The organism is Parapusillimonas sp. JC17 (genome assembly GCF_052180245.1).
In the GTDB taxonomy this organism is placed as follows: Bacteria; Pseudomonadota; Gammaproteobacteria; order Burkholderiales; family Burkholderiaceae_B; genus Parapusillimonas.
In genome coordinates this window covers 3,848,358-3,864,303 of the sequence record NZ_CP197474.1, presented here as the reverse complement: position 1 = coordinate 3,864,303, position 15,946 = coordinate 3,848,358, and the positions used below count along the sequence as shown (strand labels likewise).

13 protein-coding genes are annotated in these 15,946 nt (G+C 58.1%); 8 read left to right on the top strand and 5 right to left on the bottom strand.

The features are described 5' to 3' along the window. Positions 1-67 precede the first annotated feature (67 nt). The 4 genes from ACSBPU_RS18720 (at position 68) to ACSBPU_RS18705 (ending at position 7,197) form a co-directional block, all read left to right on the top strand. Positions 68-1,909 carry an ATP-dependent nuclease gene (locus tag ACSBPU_RS18720; RefSeq protein ID WP_442593309.1) on the top strand — a complete coding sequence of 614 codons (1,842 nt, stop codon included), beginning with the start codon at positions 68-70 and terminating at the stop codon, positions 1,907-1,909. Then, a complete protein-coding gene (locus ACSBPU_RS18715; RefSeq protein ID WP_442593308.1) occupies positions 1,906-3,669 on the top strand; it encodes an ATP-dependent helicase in 1,764 nt (587 codons plus the stop codon). The genes ACSBPU_RS18720 and ACSBPU_RS18715 overlap by 4 nt, the downstream gene beginning before the upstream one ends. Before the next feature lie 61 nt (positions 3,670-3,730). Continuing rightward, positions 3,731-5,986, top strand: coding sequence for an argonaute/piwi family protein (locus ACSBPU_RS18710; protein WP_442593307.1), 2,256 nt, complete (start codon positions 3,731-3,733; stop codon positions 5,984-5,986). Continuing rightward, on the top strand, positions 5,983-7,197 hold the full coding sequence (locus tag ACSBPU_RS18705) for a hypothetical protein (protein WP_442593306.1): 1,215 nt from the start codon (positions 5,983-5,985) through the stop codon (positions 7,195-7,197). Before ACSBPU_RS18710 ends, ACSBPU_RS18705 begins: the two co-directional genes overlap by 4 nt. A 46-nt stretch (positions 7,198-7,243) precedes the next feature. Here the strand turns inward: ACSBPU_RS18705 and ACSBPU_RS18700 are convergent, their stop codons facing one another. From ACSBPU_RS18700 to ACSBPU_RS18690, 3 genes are read right to left on the bottom strand one after another with little or no spacing between them, the layout of a single operon-like run. Then, a complete protein-coding gene (locus tag ACSBPU_RS18700) occupies positions 7,244-7,408 on the bottom strand; it encodes a hypothetical protein (RefSeq protein WP_442593305.1) in 165 nt (54 codons plus the stop codon). A 22-nt stretch (positions 7,409-7,430) separates the two neighbouring features. Beyond that, complete coding sequence (locus tag ACSBPU_RS18695; protein ID WP_442593304.1) at positions 7,431-7,730, bottom strand: hypothetical protein; 300 nt, start codon at positions 7,728-7,730, stop codon at positions 7,431-7,433. A gap of 22 nt (positions 7,731-7,752) precedes the next feature. After that, positions 7,753-7,998, bottom strand: a complete 246-nt coding sequence (locus ACSBPU_RS18690) for a hypothetical protein (RefSeq protein WP_442593303.1) — start codon at positions 7,996-7,998, stop codon at positions 7,753-7,755. Between the two features lie 633 nt (positions 7,999-8,631). Here ACSBPU_RS18690 and ACSBPU_RS18685 point away from each other — a divergent pair. The 3 genes from ACSBPU_RS18685 to ACSBPU_RS18675 all read left to right on the top strand — a co-directional run bounded on the left by ACSBPU_RS18685 (position 8,632) and on the right by ACSBPU_RS18675 (position 13,163). Beyond that, positions 8,632-9,459: a DUF932 domain-containing protein gene (locus tag ACSBPU_RS18685; protein WP_442598419.1), complete on the top strand. Its 828-nt coding sequence runs from the start codon at positions 8,632-8,634 to the stop codon at positions 9,457-9,459. Between the two features lie 79 nt (positions 9,460-9,538). Next, positions 9,539-11,563 (top strand): chromosome partitioning protein ParB, encoded by a 2,025-nt coding sequence (locus tag ACSBPU_RS18680; protein ID WP_442593302.1) that lies wholly within the window; start codon positions 9,539-9,541, stop codon positions 11,561-11,563. A gap of 640 nt (positions 11,564-12,203) precedes the next feature. Continuing rightward, positions 12,204-13,163 (top strand): IS110 family transposase, encoded by a 960-nt coding sequence (locus ACSBPU_RS18675; RefSeq protein WP_442593301.1) that lies wholly within the window; start codon positions 12,204-12,206, stop codon positions 13,161-13,163. A 42-nt stretch (positions 13,164-13,205) separates the two neighbouring features. Here the strand turns inward: ACSBPU_RS18675 and chrA are convergent, their stop codons facing one another. Beyond that, positions 13,206-14,435: a chromate efflux transporter gene (gene chrA / locus ACSBPU_RS18670; protein WP_118993949.1), complete on the bottom strand. Its 1,230-nt coding sequence runs from the start codon at positions 14,433-14,435 to the stop codon at positions 13,206-13,208. Continuing rightward, positions 14,432-14,860 (bottom strand): PadR family transcriptional regulator, encoded by a 429-nt coding sequence (locus tag ACSBPU_RS18665; protein ID WP_442593300.1) that lies wholly within the window; start codon positions 14,858-14,860, stop codon positions 14,432-14,434. The genes chrA and ACSBPU_RS18665 overlap by 4 nt, the downstream gene beginning before the upstream one ends. 294 nt (positions 14,861-15,154) lie before the next feature. Between ACSBPU_RS18665 and ACSBPU_RS18660 the strand changes: the two genes are divergently transcribed. Continuing rightward, positions 15,155-15,682 carry a JAB domain-containing protein gene (locus ACSBPU_RS18660; RefSeq protein WP_442593299.1) on the top strand — a complete coding sequence of 176 codons (528 nt, stop codon included), beginning with the start codon at positions 15,155-15,157 and terminating at the stop codon, positions 15,680-15,682. Positions 15,683-15,946: the final 264 nt, after the last annotated feature.

Genomic DNA, 15,946 nt, shown 5'->3' with positions numbered 1-15,946 from the left:
AGTTCTTCTTTCAACGATCTGCCTCTTATCGATATCAAGAAGATCAAAGTATAAGAAGGGTGTAATTGTGCGACTAAGCCGTATCGTCATTAAGAACTTCAGAAACTTTAAGCATCTTGATGTCCGGCTGGGGCAGCATGCAGTAGTACTTGGTGAGAACAAAGTCGGCAAAACCAATCTGCTGTTTGCATTGAGGCTGATTCTTGACCCCACACTTCCTGACTCATCGCGTAGATTACGCCTTGATGACTTCTGGGACGGACTGGCACGACCGCTGAAAATAGAAGATGTAATCGAGGTGTCGGTAGAGTTTAGAAATTTTGAAGACAATGAAAATCTGCTGGCAGTATTAGCTGATCATTTGGTGTGCCCTGTCCCGATGGTGGCAAGGATCACGTATCGCTATCAGCCAATGCAGGGGCTTGAAGCTGCACCGCGCAGCGAGGCGGATTACGAGTTTATTGTGTTTGGCGGAGACCGACCCGACAATGCGGTCGGCTATGACCTGAGGCGCTGGATGCCGCTGGACTTGTTCCCGGCGTTGCGCGATGCCGAGTCGGACCTCGCGCGCTGGGGGCGCTCCCCGCTGCGTCCGCTTCTTGACCGTGCTGCGAAGACGATAGATGCAAAAGCACTCGGCACGATCGCTGATGAAGTGCACACAACCACCTCAAGAATTGCAGCATTACCTGAACTTGCCGGAGTTGTAGATCAGGTCAACGATCAGCTTACTGTCATGGTGGGAGACAAGCACGCCATCGAAACGGCGTTGGGATTTGCGCCGACGGAGCCGGAACGGTTAATACGCGCACTACAAATGATGATCGACGGTGGCAAGCGGGGTGTGGCAGAGGCCAGCCTCGGCTCAGCTAACGTGCTTTATCTCGCACTAAAGCATCTGGAACATCAATATCTTGTGGACGAGGGGGAGCGGCAACACACATTTTTGGCGATAGAGGAGCCCGAAGCCCACTTGCATCCTCATCTGCAGCGACTCATTTATCGAAATTACTTGCAAACGCGTGGTGACACTCAAGCGGGGCCTGGACCGCGTAGTATCCTGCTCACCACGCATTCGCCTAATGTGGCAAGTGTGGCACCGCTCGCCAATGTGGTTGTCCTGCGCCAAGTCATGGGCGAAGGGCATACCATCGGGCGTTCGCTCAGAGGCGTAAAGCTCGATGTCAGCGATCGTGAAGATCTGGAACGGTATCTCGACGTCACGCGTGGCGAGCTGTTTTTCTCGAAAGGCGTCATTCTGGTAGAAGGCGATGCGGAGAAGTTTCTCCTACCGACGCTAGCCAAGCTATATGACGAAAGTCTGGATTTTGACGCGATGGGTATCTTCGTGTGCTCCATCGCCGGTACCACCTTCGCTCCTTATGTTCAATTGCTGGGCCCTAAGGGGCTTGATATCCCGTTTGTAGTGCTGACAGATTTTGATCCAAAGAAGGAATCTGCGAGTCAGGAGGATGCGGATCCGGATGATGGAGGCGTCTTAGATAGCTATGGCAAGAATCGTGTTGTCAACCAAATTATGAGGCATATACTGGATGAAGATACTTGGGAATCAAGTAATTTTGCGCAGGTGCTGGGGCTCGCCCCAAAGCATGGCGTGTTCCTGAATGAATTCACGTTTGAAATCGATGTTTTCCGGACAGGGGCAGAGGATTACTTCCTGACGGCCGTCGAGGAACTCACTACTAACAAGAAGATGCACGCTCGCTTCACGAGCCTTGCAGCCGACCCGGATTCGCTTGACCCATCACAGTTCCTTAAAGATATCGATTCCATCGGCAAGGGGCGGATGGCGCAACGGCTGGCGTCGGTGCTGATAGCGGAAAATGCCGATGTATGCCCTAGGTACATCAAGTCTGCGCTGGATTACCTGAAGGTCAGGCTGGGATGACCGCTGTAGCTTCCCCTCTTCTAAAGGTCGCGGAAGATTTGCGCGGGAACGAGGATCAATGGCGCGCGTACGAATCGACGGGCAACTGTGTCATCCTGGCCGGGCCCGGCAGTGGTAAGACCAAGACCATCACCGTCAAGATCGCCCGGCTGCTTGCTGAGGTTGTACACCGTCCACGTAGACTGGCATGCATTACCTATAGTAATGCTTGTGTCGGCGAACTGCGATCAAGGTTGAGCAAGCTCGGTGTGGACGACGGTGATCGTGCCTTGCTCTCCACTGTGCACTCCTTTTGTCTGACGGAACTGGTGTCGCCTTATGCAGCATTGGCAGGTGTCGAAATACCAGATCCGCTTGTTGTGGCGTCGCCGGCGCAGGCACGAACGATATTTGCAGATGCTTATCGTGAGCAGGTGGGTGGTAATGTGTCGAGTTCGTTTCGGATGGCCTGTGACAGATTGCGGCGTACCATCCCGGATAAGGGAAGTGATGAGTGGCGTGCGTGGACTACCCGCGAAACGGCGGTGGTTGAGGCTTACGAAGCCTTGCTTCTGGAAAACGGCCTGATCGACTTTGATGGCTTGGTCCTTGCCGGCCTGCAGCTTGTTGAGAAGCATGAGTGGGTCCAGCGTGCCATTCAAGCTAAATATCCAGTGGTTGTGATCGACGAATATCAGGATCTTGGTCTGCCCTTACACCGTATCGTGTTGGCGTTGCTTCGGGCAGGAACCCGGATCGTTGCGGTAGGGGATCCGGATCAGTCCATTTATGGGTTCACCGGCGCTAAGCCGGGCTTGTTGCGAGCGTTGTCCCGTCTCCCACAGATGGAGTCAATCAGGCTCAAACTAAATTACCGGTGCGCTGATCGCATCATCGCGGCCTCCATGGCGCTCTTGCCTGAACCGGCTGAGTTTCATTCCCATGATGGCCGCGCGGGCGAAATCCACATCCACCGCCTGGAGCGCAACATCCGCGAGCAGGCGGACTATGCGCTCGGAACGCTGGTGCCAGGGCTGCTCGAGGCCAATCCGCTATGGTCGCCGGGAGATATCGCGTTGCTTTATCGCACCCTCAATGAGGGGACGCCGATCGCACAAGCGGCAGATGCTCTTGGTCTGCGCTACTTCCGCCTTGATAACGGTTCACCGATCAAGCGTACTCGCCTGACTGAATGGCTTACAGACGTAGCGCAATGGTGCGCCGGGGGCTGGCAGACTGGGACGGTGCCTCTTTCGCAATTGCTCAAGGCTTGGCGACGGTTGCACCGTTCAGTTACACGTGAAGCCGAATTGCTGAATGCTCGCAAGTGCTTGATTGCGGCCTTGTTCTCATTGCGGGATGGTGCGTTGCCTTTGCACCAATGGCTTTCAGCGTTGCGTCGCGACGTGCTGGATGATCTGCTCCAGCAGGAGCCGGGTCTCGCCGATGAGAAAGACAACTTGAATGACTTGGTAAAAGCCGCTGCAGCAGGTGGGCCCTTGCAGGCATTCACGGTAGATATATTCGGGAATCAGGGCAAGAGTCCGGATCAGATCAATCTGATGACGTTACACAGTTCGAAGGGGCTGGAGTTCCAGGCGGTCATTATGGTTGGACTGGAAAATGGTGTATTTCCCAGTGGCTATGACAGAACCGAAGAACAGCTGGAAGAGGCGGCCCGGCTGTTCTATGTAGGTGTGACGCGCGCTAAGACGCAGATTCATCTTACTTACGACGAGGACGAGTCGCCACTGATCACTTCCATCCGGGAGGCAGGCTGATGCAGGGCTACTTCAGCGACCGGGAGAACGGTCCAAGACTGAGAAAAAAATAGGAGAGGGTATGGGACGACGATTGCAACTTAACTTCACACCGTTACTTGTGCATGGCGATGTGATCCGACTCCAGACCTTGCCATTTACAGACTCACAGCAATTGCATGACCTACGTAATGAGTACCGAACGCAGTTTGCAGTAATCCGTCGGGCAGATCAAATTGTTGCGTTACCACTTGAGCCTGGAGCGACGCCCATTGGTCAGGGAAAACAGGTCTCGGCGCTCGAGCACACCTCGCTGATTCGACCGTTGCTTGAACAGCGGCTGGTGTCATTGCTGAGTGCAAACAGGCGGCCAGTAGCACGCTACAACCCGATCACGACAGTGGGACGCATACTACCGACAGGATTTCTGGATGCTGATGAGCATATTCATCTGCAGTCGCGCGTTTTGATCTCTATTCGATCCTTGAAATTACAGGGCTCTTACGTGCTTGGACTGCTATGGGATATTGAAATCCAGAAAACGTGCGCGACCAGCCTGGCGGTGCTGAGCGAGCATGGCGTTTGCTTGGATGGATTGGTGGTGGAGCGAGAAACATCGGTGGAAGATGTGCGCATGCTGCCCCAGCGCAGGCTTGTTGGGCGTGTTGGGAGCATCGCAGACGGCAAGGCTCGGCTGTCTGAGCGGTTTATGAGTATTGAGGAGCTGCTGCCCCTGGGCGAGTTGTACTTAGAGGCCTCGCCTGAGAACATTCGGCATTTATTGCAGCACTTCACAGGGAACGCCTCCGGAAGGGCGCAGAGCAAGATCGACGAGATCGTGTTCGAGAACAGCAGGGGGCGCTCTCGGATGGAGCACATTACCCGGATTTCGAACTGGGTCCGGGGGTTGGGTGCTATCGGGTTGCAAGAAGGGCTGAGCGTCAGTATTGGTAGCCTGATCAACGAGAAAGATAGTCCGGTATTTCCGCGTTTCGCTGAAGGCAGCACACCGACCTACGTGTTCGATGCTGGCACGCTCAAGTCAGAGACGCGCGCGGCGGTAGGACTGACGAAGTTCGGCCCTTATAGCAGACATGTGTTCACGCCAACACGGCCGAACATTTGTGTGATCTGTGATCGGGCGCGACGTGGGCAATTCGAACTGTTCCTCAGGAAGTTCCGGGACGGATTGACGGTCGACGGCAAGTCACTGCCGTTCGGTAGAGGATTTCTTGGAATCTACGGTCTGCAGGACATCACGCTGACATTTGTGGAGGCCGACGGCTTCACCGCAGACGCGTACCACGCGGCTGCTTCCAAGGCCGTGCGTATGAGCGCGGAAGGGACGTCGTGGCACTTGGCTTTGGTGCAGACCGAGCGGGAGTCGCGACAGTTGCCACCGCAACGCAATCCCTATCTGGTTGCCAAAGCGGCGTTTCTCTCCAACCAGATTCCCACGCAGTTCATTGCCGTCGAGACCTTCGCGATGGCACCTGGTAATCTGGCTTACACACTGAGTAATCTCGCACTTGCTGTTTATGCCAAGCTCGGCGGTATACCCTGGTTGATCAAATCGGATAAGGGAATCGCGCACGAAGTGGTCATTGGCTTGGGTAGCGCAGCGATAGGCGAGTCACGATTCTTAAAGAGGGAAAGGATTGTAGGTATCACTAGTGTCTTTCGCGGTGATGGCGGCTACCTGCTCTCCAACCTGTCAAATGCTGTGCCGATGGAGAAGTATAGTGAGGCGCTGACGGATTCGTTGCAGGCAACTCTCCATCGTGTCCGCAGCGAAATGAACTGGATTAAGGGCGATTCTGTTCGGGTGATCGTGCACGCATTCAAACCTATGCGCAACACAGAGATCGAGTCGGTCAAGACGGCACTCCAGGAATTCGCGGAGTTTGATCTGCAGTTCGCGTTCCTGCATGTCAAGCAAGATCACCCCTACCTACTGTTCGATGCCGACTCTGTCGGAATAAAAGGAAGGGGGGAGAAAACACCGATACGGGGGCTCTATGCGGAGATTGGCGACAACGAAACTTTGCTGACTCTGACCGGGCCTCAGCAACTCAAGCGTCCGACGGACGGATTGCCCAAGCCATTGTTGCTGACTCTGCATCGTGATTCGACGTTCAGGGACACTATCTATCTCACGAAGCAGGTCTACTGGTTTTCGAACCATTCCTGGCGCAGCTTCCTGCCGGCAGCTATGCCTGTCACCATATACTACTCCAGCCTCGTTGCGAGCCTCTTAGGCCGGCTGGATCGATTAGGTAGTAGGTGGAGTCCAAGCGTGATGCTTGGCAAGATCGGGACAACGAGGTGGTTTCTATGACAGACGGCACCCCACTCTTGCATGAGGCACTGCGGGCTATATCGAGCCAGGCTGATACATTGACCAGCGCAGGCCCGCTTTCGTTGGCTTTCTATCACTGGGTACTCGCCGAGGAGTTTCCCATCGCACAGGCTATGCCGCTAGCTCAGGAGCTGAGCGAGGAAGTCGCAGGCGGCGGCCGGTCAATTCAGGCCGTGGGGGCCTTAGGCTTTCTGCTGGGCATTGATAGGTCTTTAATCGGAGCAAATCAGAACTCCTTTGCGCAGGGAGTGGATTGGCTGATGGGGCGCCGTGGCGATTCGCAGACAGCCTTGACGAGTCTGATGCAACCTGTAGCGCTCACTGGAGTGCTGATTGGTTTGGTTGCGATTGACGATGATGAGCGATGGCAGAAATTTGGAGCTTGGTTCGCTACCCTCTTCGCAAGGCTGCAGCCTCTTCTGTCTGCGGAAGGGGGATGGCGCCAGGAGCTGCTGTGCATGGTTAAGATGCGATCCGAGGTGCGGTTGCATAGCGAGCTGCAGTTGATGCCGGCTAGTGTGGGGGCAGCTATCTATGTGGCACGCGGATTAGCAAGATTTCTGTCGTTGTCCGATAACGAGTTGGCCTTGCAGGTACTTGGCCGCATTAAATCTGTTGTCTATGAAGAGCCTGAACCGGCAGCCATAGATTTGGCTGTCTTTCGTTTTCTGACGCAGGGGGCTTCTCATATAGATTTGCACGCCCCGAGCCTGCAGGATGCGGGTATTCTGCTGCGCCGGCTCCAATCCGGATTGCGTAGGTGGACCTGGGACGAGGAGAAAAAGACGCCGAACTCAAGCGCGCAGAAGTGGGCTGTTGAGAATGAATACCATTTTCAGAATCTTCTGTGGGCGGTTCTGGCTCCGGTATTCCCGGATTTGCGTGATGAAGAATGGTTAGCCTCAGTGGGACAAAAGAAGCCACGAGCAGATCTGGTGATCCCGTCACTGTATCTGGTGATTGAGGTTAAGTATTGGCGAGTTAAGACGTCGCCACAAGGTCTGATCTCGCAGATCGCTGAGGACGTCAGCCTCTATCTGAAACACGGCAGTCCATACCGCAAAGTACTGCCAGTCATATGGGACCAAGGGCGGCGTGTCGAGCAGCACGACTTGCTCATTGCTGGCCTTTGTGAAATTCGTGACGTAGTGACCCCTGTCGTTATTACTCAGCCTGCCTTCATGCTCTAAGCCTCAATCACTCTAAGCCACGAGCGATATCTGGTTGATTCATGTCTTATGCGCTTGGTAAGGGCTCAGACAGAAAGCGCTTATGGTCGCGCTCCAGACAGAGGCGCTCGAATACAGCCAGTACGGCTGGTACGTTGTCCGTATCCAGCTCTTCCCGGGCGATGCGCTTGGCCATGCGGATCATGTTGCAAATACTTGTTTCATTATTCATGGTTCCATTTTGTGCGATTTTCTTAGGCGTGGCTATACGTAGATACCGTATCCGTTGACGTCGTGTGGGGTAGGGTTGCGGCAGCGATGCCCTTCTGTGTTGTTGCCGAGCAGTACACACTGCCTTGGCTGGCGACCCACTCGATATGGTCCGTGCGGCTCAAACCCATCAGCTCGCCGTAGACTGCGTATTTGTCTTGCAGCAGGCGCAACGCCTGTTCAGGCGTCGCTATCACGGTTTGGTTTCCGCTCAGCGTAGGGACGTTTACGGCCAGTGCGCAGCCCGATTCGACCAATGCCTTGAGCAGATTCAAATTTTCCATGCGCTTTTCCTTTGAACGACCGTCAGTGTAGGGAGGAGGGCGTGATGTCGTGGCCGTTTTCTCCAAAAGCCGTCCTGTCCATCATTGTTTGAAAAATCCGCATGATGGCGGCCTCGCTGGGTTGATTCAGTTCCTGGTTGGCCAGGCGCACCGCCGCGGCCAATGCTGCTGCGACGTGCTGGTTCACCACGCGCGGCGGTGCGATCCAAGCTGCGGGAGGACCGTCAAATAGCGCCAATGCTTCATCGTTGTCGTCCGGGTGGAACATGCATATGCCCTGAGGTGATTGCGTGTCCCATCTTGCGCGATAGGGCCGGGGCTGTCTATTCGTAGTTCTCACAGTGACCAATTTATCTTCCTCGGCGGCAATGGGGGGGCGTAGCTGGCCCTGTGGATTCTACCGGTGCGCCTGAATAATCTTTGCGTCTCCGCCTGCCGGACCGGGCTGCTTCAGGTTCGCGTGTCCGCTCATCCCTGGCGGGACTGGCCTTGGCCAGCCTTGCCCATCCCTGACGCCTCCGGCCCGGCTTCCCATCTTCGGGCCTGCGCGCTGACGCTTGCCTGCGGGCGGCACCAAAGACCTAGTCGTTGCTTGGCTCACGTCTTTCCTGACTTCATCACCTTATCCGCGACTGTAGCCCGTGGCCGCGTGCCGTCAAGGCGCGCCAGGCCGTGTCCTCGGCTGCGCCTGCGGGCCGCACCACCCTGACGCTTGTTTCCTTGACGGCCCACGTTCGTGGGCTCCTGACCGTCGCGGGCGACGAACTCAGGAAAGACGGTGGCAACGAGGCCAACCGGGTTCTTCGTGCCGACCGCACATCAACAGCTCAAACCCTTGGGCTTCCGAATCTCGGAATCCGGTGTGCGGTGAACAGCAAACCCTTTCTTTGTCAGGAGAAACATCATGCTTGCATCCCGCTTCGGTTCCCATTCCCCGGTGCTTCGCAGCGACCGCCCGCTATCGGACGATCAGATCAGGGCCGTAGTTCCGTCCATCTATGCCGATGCCCCACACGAAAGCCGTTCAGAACGCTACAGCTACATCCCCACGGCGGCGGTGCTGACGGAACTACGGAAAGAGGGTTTTGAACCCTTCATGGTGACGCAGACCCGAGTACGTAACCAAGACCGGCGCGAACACACCAAGCACATGATTCGGCTACGCCACGCTAATCAGGTGAATGACAGCATCGCCAATGAAATTATCTTGCTCAATTCCCACGATGGCACAAGCAGTTATCAGATGCTGGCAGGCGCGTTCCGATTCGTCTGCTCAAATGGTCTGGTGTGCGGCGACACCGTGGCCGACGTACGCATTCCGCATAAAGGCGACATTACCGGGCAGGTGATCGAAGGCGCGTATGAAGTATTGAGCGGCTTTGAACGGGCACAGGAATCCCGCGAAGCCATGCAGGCTATCACGCTGGACGAGGGCGAAGCCGAAGTATTCGCCCGCGCCGCGCTGGCCCTGAAATACGACGACCCCGACAAGCCCGCGCCCATCACGGAAAGCCAGATTCTGATGCCGCGCCGGTTTGATGACCGCCGCCCCGATCTGTGGATGACCTTCAACCGCTTGCAAGAAAACCTGATTAAAGGCGGTTTGCGGGGCCGCAGCGCCAATGGTCGCCGCCAAAGCACCCGGGCGGTGCAAGGCATTGATTCCGACATTCGCCTGAACCGTTCCCTGTGGCTGCTGGCCGAGGGTATGCGCCAGCTTAAAGCCTGACCCCTTACGCGGCAGGGAACAGGCAGCCGCCCTTGCCGCGCCTTTCATGGCTGCACTAAAACCTCAAGGAGTTTTCACCATGAACGCGATCAACCAAACCGAAACCCAAGCCATCGACACTGCTACGCAGGAAGTCATCGCCCCGGCGCAAAACCGGATTGTCGTGCCACTGTCGCAGCTTCGCGCTTCCAAGCGCAATGTACGCAAGATCAGGCAGTCTGTTGATGTCCTGGCTGAGAGCATCGTCCGCGTGGGGCTGTTGCAAAACCTCACCGTGATTCTGGCCCGCGACGGCGAGCATTTCGAAGTTGTAGCCGGTGGCCGCAGGCTGGCCGCGCTCAAGCTGCTGGCAAAGACCCGGCGTATCCCAAAGGATTGGGCGGTGCCGTGCCTGCTGGTGGCCGATGCCAGCGCTCGCACCGTGAGCCTGACCGAGAATGTGCAGCGCGAAGCCATGCATCCGGCAGACCAGTTTGAAGCGTTCGCCGCGCTGGTGGCCGAAGGCCGACCCATCGAAGACATTGCAGCGGATTTCAGCGTCACCCCGCTGGTGGTGCAGCGCCGTTTGAAGCTGGCGAATGTATCGCGGCGTCTACTGGCCGATTATCGCGCCGATGCCGTCACCCTTGAACAGTTGATGGCGCTTGCCATCACGGATGACCACGCGGCGCAGGAAGCCGCATTCTATGAAGCGCCCGAATGGCAGCGCCAGCCCCACGCCTTGCGCGACCGTCTGACCGGGCGGGAAATCGACGCAGGCCATGCACTGGTGCGTTTCGTGGGGCTGGACGCCTACGAAGCCGCAGGCGGCTGTATCCGCCGTGATCTATTCGCGCAAGACGATAGCGGCGTGTATGTCACCGATGCGGCGCTGTTGGAAACGCTGGTACGCCAAAAGCTGGACGAACACGCTGCCACCGTGAAGGCCGAGGGGTGGGCATGGGTGGATGCCACGCCCGCCGCCACCTATGCCGATCTGCAAGCCTTCCAACGCGCCCCGCGTGAGCGGCGCAATCCCACCAAGCGGGAAAGCGACCGCATGGACAAGCTGGAAACGAAGATGCAGGCCATTGGTGAAGCGATTGATGCCGCATTGGAAGATGGCGACGAAGAAAAGGCCGACACCTTGCAGGAAGAAGGCGACAGCCTGGGCGAACAATTGCAGGCGCTGGAAGATCGCCTGCTGGATTACGCCCCGAACGTCAAAGCCGCTGCCGGTGCCATCGTCACGCTTGATCGGCAAGGTCAGGTTGTCGTGCATCGCGGCCTGATGCGTGAAGCCGAAGCGAAGGCATTGCGCACCTTGGAACGGCTGTGGCAGGGGTTCAGCTGCGAGGACGAAACGCAAGGAGACAACGAGGATGACGACCAGTCCAAGGCTGCCGTCATGTCCGACCGGCTGGCGCAACGCTTGAGCGCCCACCGCACTGCCGCGCTGCAAATCGAACTGGCGCGGAATCCACACGCCGCCCTGGCTGCTGTGGTGCATGGCATGGTGCAGACGGTCTTGCAAAAGGGTTATTACTATCGCGACAGTTTACCGCTGGAAATACGGCTGACCGTACAAGACCGGCTGGAAAGTATGGCCCCGGACTCGCCCGAATCCCCCGCCGCCGTTGCGCTGATCGAACAGCAAAAAGCCATAGGCGAGGCGTTGCCGATAGACAGTCCTGATCTGTTTGCCGTCCTGTTAGCAAAGTCACAAGATGAACTGGTGCGGCTGCTGGCAGTATGCGCGGCGGCAAGCGTGGATGTCACCACACCCCGCGCTACGGAGCAGCAACCGGGTGAGAAACTGGCGCAGGCCGTGGGGCTGGATATGGCGGCATGGTGGCAGCCGACCAGTGAAGGCTACTTCAAGCATCTGTCCAAGGCCGTGATTCTGGATGCAGTGGGAGAGTTCGCACCTGACCACGTTTCCCGGCTGGCGAAGCTCAAGAAAGCCGACATTGCCAGCGAAGCGGAACGATTGGTGGCCGGTACGGGGTGGATGCCCGCTATTTTCCGGGTGGAAAGCCCGCAGGACACGGCGGCAGAGGAAGACGAAGCAACCGCCGAGGATGCCGACACACCCACTGAACCGACTGATGCAGTAGCCGCATAATCTTGAAGCTAGGCCAGCGCCCCGGTTCCAGCCGGGACGCTGGCTGTGGTCATTGGTTCAGATCTCACCGTCCCCAACGCCGTTGCGTCATTGGGGCCGGTGGTCAAAAATCCGGGCGCTGCATCGCCGCGCCCGGTGACAACAACCAAGGCAAAAAGCCAAATCAGCCGGTCGCCGCTTCGGAGGGGCAGCGGCGACCGGAGCATGTGAGACAAGCGCCAGGGGACGGACGGCCATCGCTGCGCTGGACAAATCGCAGCCCATCCAGGCGCAAAGCACGGAATGACAAGGGCTGTCATAAAGTCTTCATCTTTTATGCACAGGCTTGCGCACAGAATCTGTGGATAAGCCTGAGCGTGTCGGCGCGAGCGCCGCCGGGCTTTCGGGCTGCGCCCCGTGCCGACGTTGTCGTCACGGCCATTAGGCTTCAATCCCTTGTATCTTTGAGGTGCGTGTTCGGCGGTGCCGTCACGCCTGGACCTGTCAGGGTTCAGGGTTGGCCGTTAGCATGTAGCTCGTCATCCCTCGGTGCCTCTTGAGCCCGTGCGTGAGTCCTGGGCGCATGCTTGCGTCCGATTTCTGAAAGCCCGAACAGTTGCGTGAACGTCGTTCGCATTTGCAAGGAAGGGACACAGAAATCATGGCCAATCAAGTTGCAGTCGGTATCGACATTTCAAAGAGAACTATGGACGTAGCCATTGGACATGAGCAGCAGTCCACGACCGTGTTCAGTAACGATGATGCTGGACATCAAGCGCTGATTACAGCATTGAAGAACTATCAGGTCTCGCTGATCGTGATGGAAGCGACCGGCCAGTATCAATTGGCCTGTGCTTGCGCTCTCCAGGCTGCGGGGTTCGCTGTCGTCGTCATCAACCCGCGGCAGGCCCGGGACTTCGCCAAGGCCATGGGGCGATTGGCTAAAACTGACAGTGTGGATGCCAGGATGCTGGCTGAACTGGCACAGGTGCTAAATCAGCGCCCTGATCGAGATCGTTTCATCAAACCAATGCCCGACCAAGCACAACAGCAGCTGCACGCATTGGTACTTCGACGTCGGCAACTGGTGCGCTTGCTGGTAAGCGAGCGTCAGCGCAAACACATGGCACATGCGGAGGTCGTGCAGGATATTGCGGAACTGATGGATGTGCTGGCAAAACAGCTTGAGATGTTGGATCGAAGGATTGCGGAGCATCTGGTTCAATACCAGTCTGATCTGACTGCATTGCTCAAGAGTGTCAAGGGAGTCGGCCCGGCAACGGCGGCTACGCTGATTTCCGAGCTACCGGAGCTTGGCCATCTCAAGGCCAAGCAGATCTGCGCACTGGTGGGTGTCGCACCGATGAATCGGGACTCTGGCCAGGCTCGCGGTAAACGCATCATTTGTGGCGGGCGGGCCACGGTCAGGAGCGCGTTGTACATGGCTGCTATTGTCGCCATGCGCCACAACGCCGTGATACGGCGTTGTTATGAGCACCTGCTGGCGGCTGGTAAGCCAAAGAAAGTGGCCATCGTGGCTTGCATGCGTAAGCTGCTGGTCATCATGAATGCTATGGTGAAAAGCGGACGACCATGGAGTGACCAGTCGGCACAGGCCTGAAAATAGTGGGTGGTGCTACTGTGCATGGTCAGCCGATCGGCTTCAGATACCCATCACCATGACCCAGCCCGCCAGCCCGGCCAGCAGCACCACGAGCGCTGGCGGCACCCGCCCTACGGTCAGCAGTCCGAACGAGAGCAGCGCCAGTCCAAAGTCAGCCTTGTTGTGGATGGCGCTTGTCCACACCGGGTCGTACAAGGCTGACACCAGAATGCCGACCACGCCGGCGTTGATACCGGCCATGGTCGTCTGGATGCCTGCGCGGTGGCGCAGCCCTTCCCAGAACGGCAGCGCGCCAACGAGCATGAGGAAGGCGGGCAGGAAAATCGTGCCCAGCAGCGCCAGCCCGCCAACCCATCCGTGCAGCGGCCCATTGGCCACCGCGCCGAGATAGGCCGCGAAAGTGAACAGCGGCCCCGGCACGGCCTGCGCCGCGCCATAGCCAGCCAGGAAGTCGGCATTGCTCACGGCGCCGCTGGGCACGACTGTTGCCTGCAGCAGAGGCAGCACGACGTGGCCGCCGCCGAAGACCAGCGCGCCAGAGCGATAAACCCCTTCCACCAGGGCCAGCGTAGACGAGCCGGTGGCCGCCGCCCACAGCGGCAGCCCGGCGAGCGGTACGGCAAACAACAGCAGCGCGGCAACGCCCAGCTTGCGCGAGACTGGGTAGCTGTGGGCCTGGCCGCCGCGCGGTTGCTCGACTTTCAACCCCCACCAGCCCAGCAAGCCCGCCGCCACGATGGCGGCAACCTGCCCCGTGGCCGAAGGCAGGACCATGGTCAGCAGCGCCGCCAGAATAGCCAGGGCAGCACGCGGGCGATCCGGGCACAGCGACTTGGCCATCCCCCAGACGGCTTGCGCCACGACGGCTACGGCCACGATCTTGAGCCCGTGCACCCAGCCGGATTGGGCCAGCCCCTGGTAGTTGTCGATACCCAAGGCGAACAGGATCAGCACGATTGCTGACGGCAAGGTGAACCCTGCCCAGGCCGCCAGCAGCCCCAACCAACCCGCCCGCTCCAAGCCCAGCGCCATACCCACCTGGCTGCTAGCCGGGCCGGGTAGGAATTGGCACAGGGCGACCAAATCGGAATAGCTGCGGTCGTCCAGCCAGCGGCGGCGCTCGACGAACTCCGAGCGGAAGTAGCCCAGGTGCGCGATCGGCCCGCCGAAGGAGGTCAGTCCCAGCTTGAGAAAGGCGCCGAAAACCTCCACGGGCGAGCCGTGTGCTGCAGTGGATTCTTGTTGCACGGTACCGGTTGGATCTGTCATTTGTGCATTGCCTCCCCGGCGAACTCCCGGATGCGGTCCTTGGCCAACGCTAGGCCTTCCCTGCCTTTGGGGGTGATCGTGTAGAGCTTGCGCACGGTTCGTCCCTCACGTTCCTGGTGGGAGACGAGGTAGCCGTCTCGCTTCATCTTGTGCAGCATCGGGTACAGCGTTCCTGGGGAGAGGCGGTAGCCGTGATGAGCCAGCTCATCGATCATCCACTGCCCATAGATCTCCTGCTCGGCCGCGTGGTGCAGTACATGCAAACGGATCAACCCCGACAGCAGGTCGTGGTGCTCCATCGTTCGCGGTATCGGTTGTTTTTTCATTATCGAAAAACGATAACGAAATTCGATAGTGTCGTCAAGCAAAGCCACCTTGAGAAGCAGGCGGGGCTGACCGGGCTCTGTGAGAAATTTGACTTTCAAGACAGTTGCTCACGCCTTCGCGCCTGCGGCGCTGCGCACATTCGTTTGCCGGCTGCGCGATGCGCAACGATTCAAGTCTGGCTGCGCTTTACGCAGAGGATTCCAACGCAAACCCCAGTGACACGGTGGGGGCTGTTTTGCTTCCGGTCATTGTGTCATGCCGGTCTCGGTTTAAAGGGCGGCGCGTCGCCGTGGGCACCGCTTGCGGCCGCTGGCCGTCTTCGACCCTTGAAACCTGCGCTGCGCCATGCCTTCGGGTTCCGGGCAATCCCGCCCTGAACACTGGAGAGCATCATGAACAACACCATCGCCGCACTGAGCTATGACAACATGGACGAGACATGCACCCTGTATGTGCGCAGTCCCAGCGGCCGCTACAAGCTGGCCAGCGACGAGCAGATTCTGGCGGCGGGCCGCACGGCTGCGGAAAGCCTGGTTTCCCAATCGTCGCCGGTCGATCAGCCGACCAAGGTGAAGCAGTTTTTCCAGGCCAAGCTGGCCGGGCTGGGCCACGAATGCGCTGCCTTCCTGTATCTGGACTCACGTTTCAAGCCGATTCGCTATATCGAACAGGGGTCGGGCACGTTGAGCCAGGCCAGCGTCTATCCCCGCGAGATCGTCAAGACGGCGCTACGCTTGAACGCTGCCGCACTCATCATGGCGCATAACCATCCGTCGGGTTCAACCGAACCAAGCATGGCTGATCTGAATCTGACCAAGCATCTGAAAAACGCGCTGGCGCTGATAGATGTACGGTTGCTCGATCATGTCATCGTGACGGCGGCTAGCACGGCCTCACTGGCAGAGCTGGGGCAGATGTAAAGCCCCGACAACCGCACAGGGCGTTATGTCCTGTGCGGTTGTCAGATAAGCAGGCTCAAGTGCTTGCGGCTTCTTCTATATGGTGCCCCGCCACAGGCGGTGCGGGTAAGACTACGCCTGGGCTTGCTGGCGCAGGTTGCACGCAAGCGTGTCGTCCTCGATGCTGGCGGTTGTTTGTCTGGACATCACGAGGGGCGGTTCACCAACATGCCGCCCAGCCTGGTTATGGAGCTTCCACACCGCGCTTTCAAAGGCAGCGCCGCA

Bases quoted from the DNA above. Each gene is read 5' to 3' on its own strand.
- ACSBPU_RS18690 (WP_442593303.1), bottom strand. From the start codon at position 7,998: ATGTTCCACCCGGACGACAACGATGAAGCATTGGCGCTATTTGACGGT.
- ACSBPU_RS18695 (WP_442593304.1), bottom strand. From the start codon at position 7,730: ATGGAAAATTTGAATCTGCTCAAGGCATTGGTCGAATCGGGCTGCGCA.
- chrA (WP_118993949.1), bottom strand. From the start codon at position 14,435: ATGACAGATCCAACCGGTACCGTGCAACAAGAATCCACTGCAGCACAC.
- ACSBPU_RS18705 (WP_442593306.1), top strand. From the start codon at position 5,983: ATGACAGACGGCACCCCACTCTTGCATGAGGCACTGCGGGCTATATCG.
- ACSBPU_RS18700 (WP_442593305.1), bottom strand. From the start codon at position 7,408: ATGAATAATGAAACAAGTATTTGCAACATGATCCGCATGGCCAAGCGC.
- ACSBPU_RS18675 (WP_442593301.1), top strand. From the start codon at position 12,204: ATGGCCAATCAAGTTGCAGTCGGTATCGACATTTCAAAGAGAACTATG.
- ACSBPU_RS18710 (WP_442593307.1), top strand. From the start codon at position 3,731: ATGGGACGACGATTGCAACTTAACTTCACACCGTTACTTGTGCATGGC.
- ACSBPU_RS18715 (WP_442593308.1), top strand. From the start codon at position 1,906: ATGACCGCTGTAGCTTCCCCTCTTCTAAAGGTCGCGGAAGATTTGCGC.
- ACSBPU_RS18680 (WP_442593302.1), top strand. From the start codon at position 9,539: ATGAACGCGATCAACCAAACCGAAACCCAAGCCATCGACACTGCTACG.
- ACSBPU_RS18660 (WP_442593299.1), top strand. From the start codon at position 15,155: ATGAACAACACCATCGCCGCACTGAGCTATGACAACATGGACGAGACA.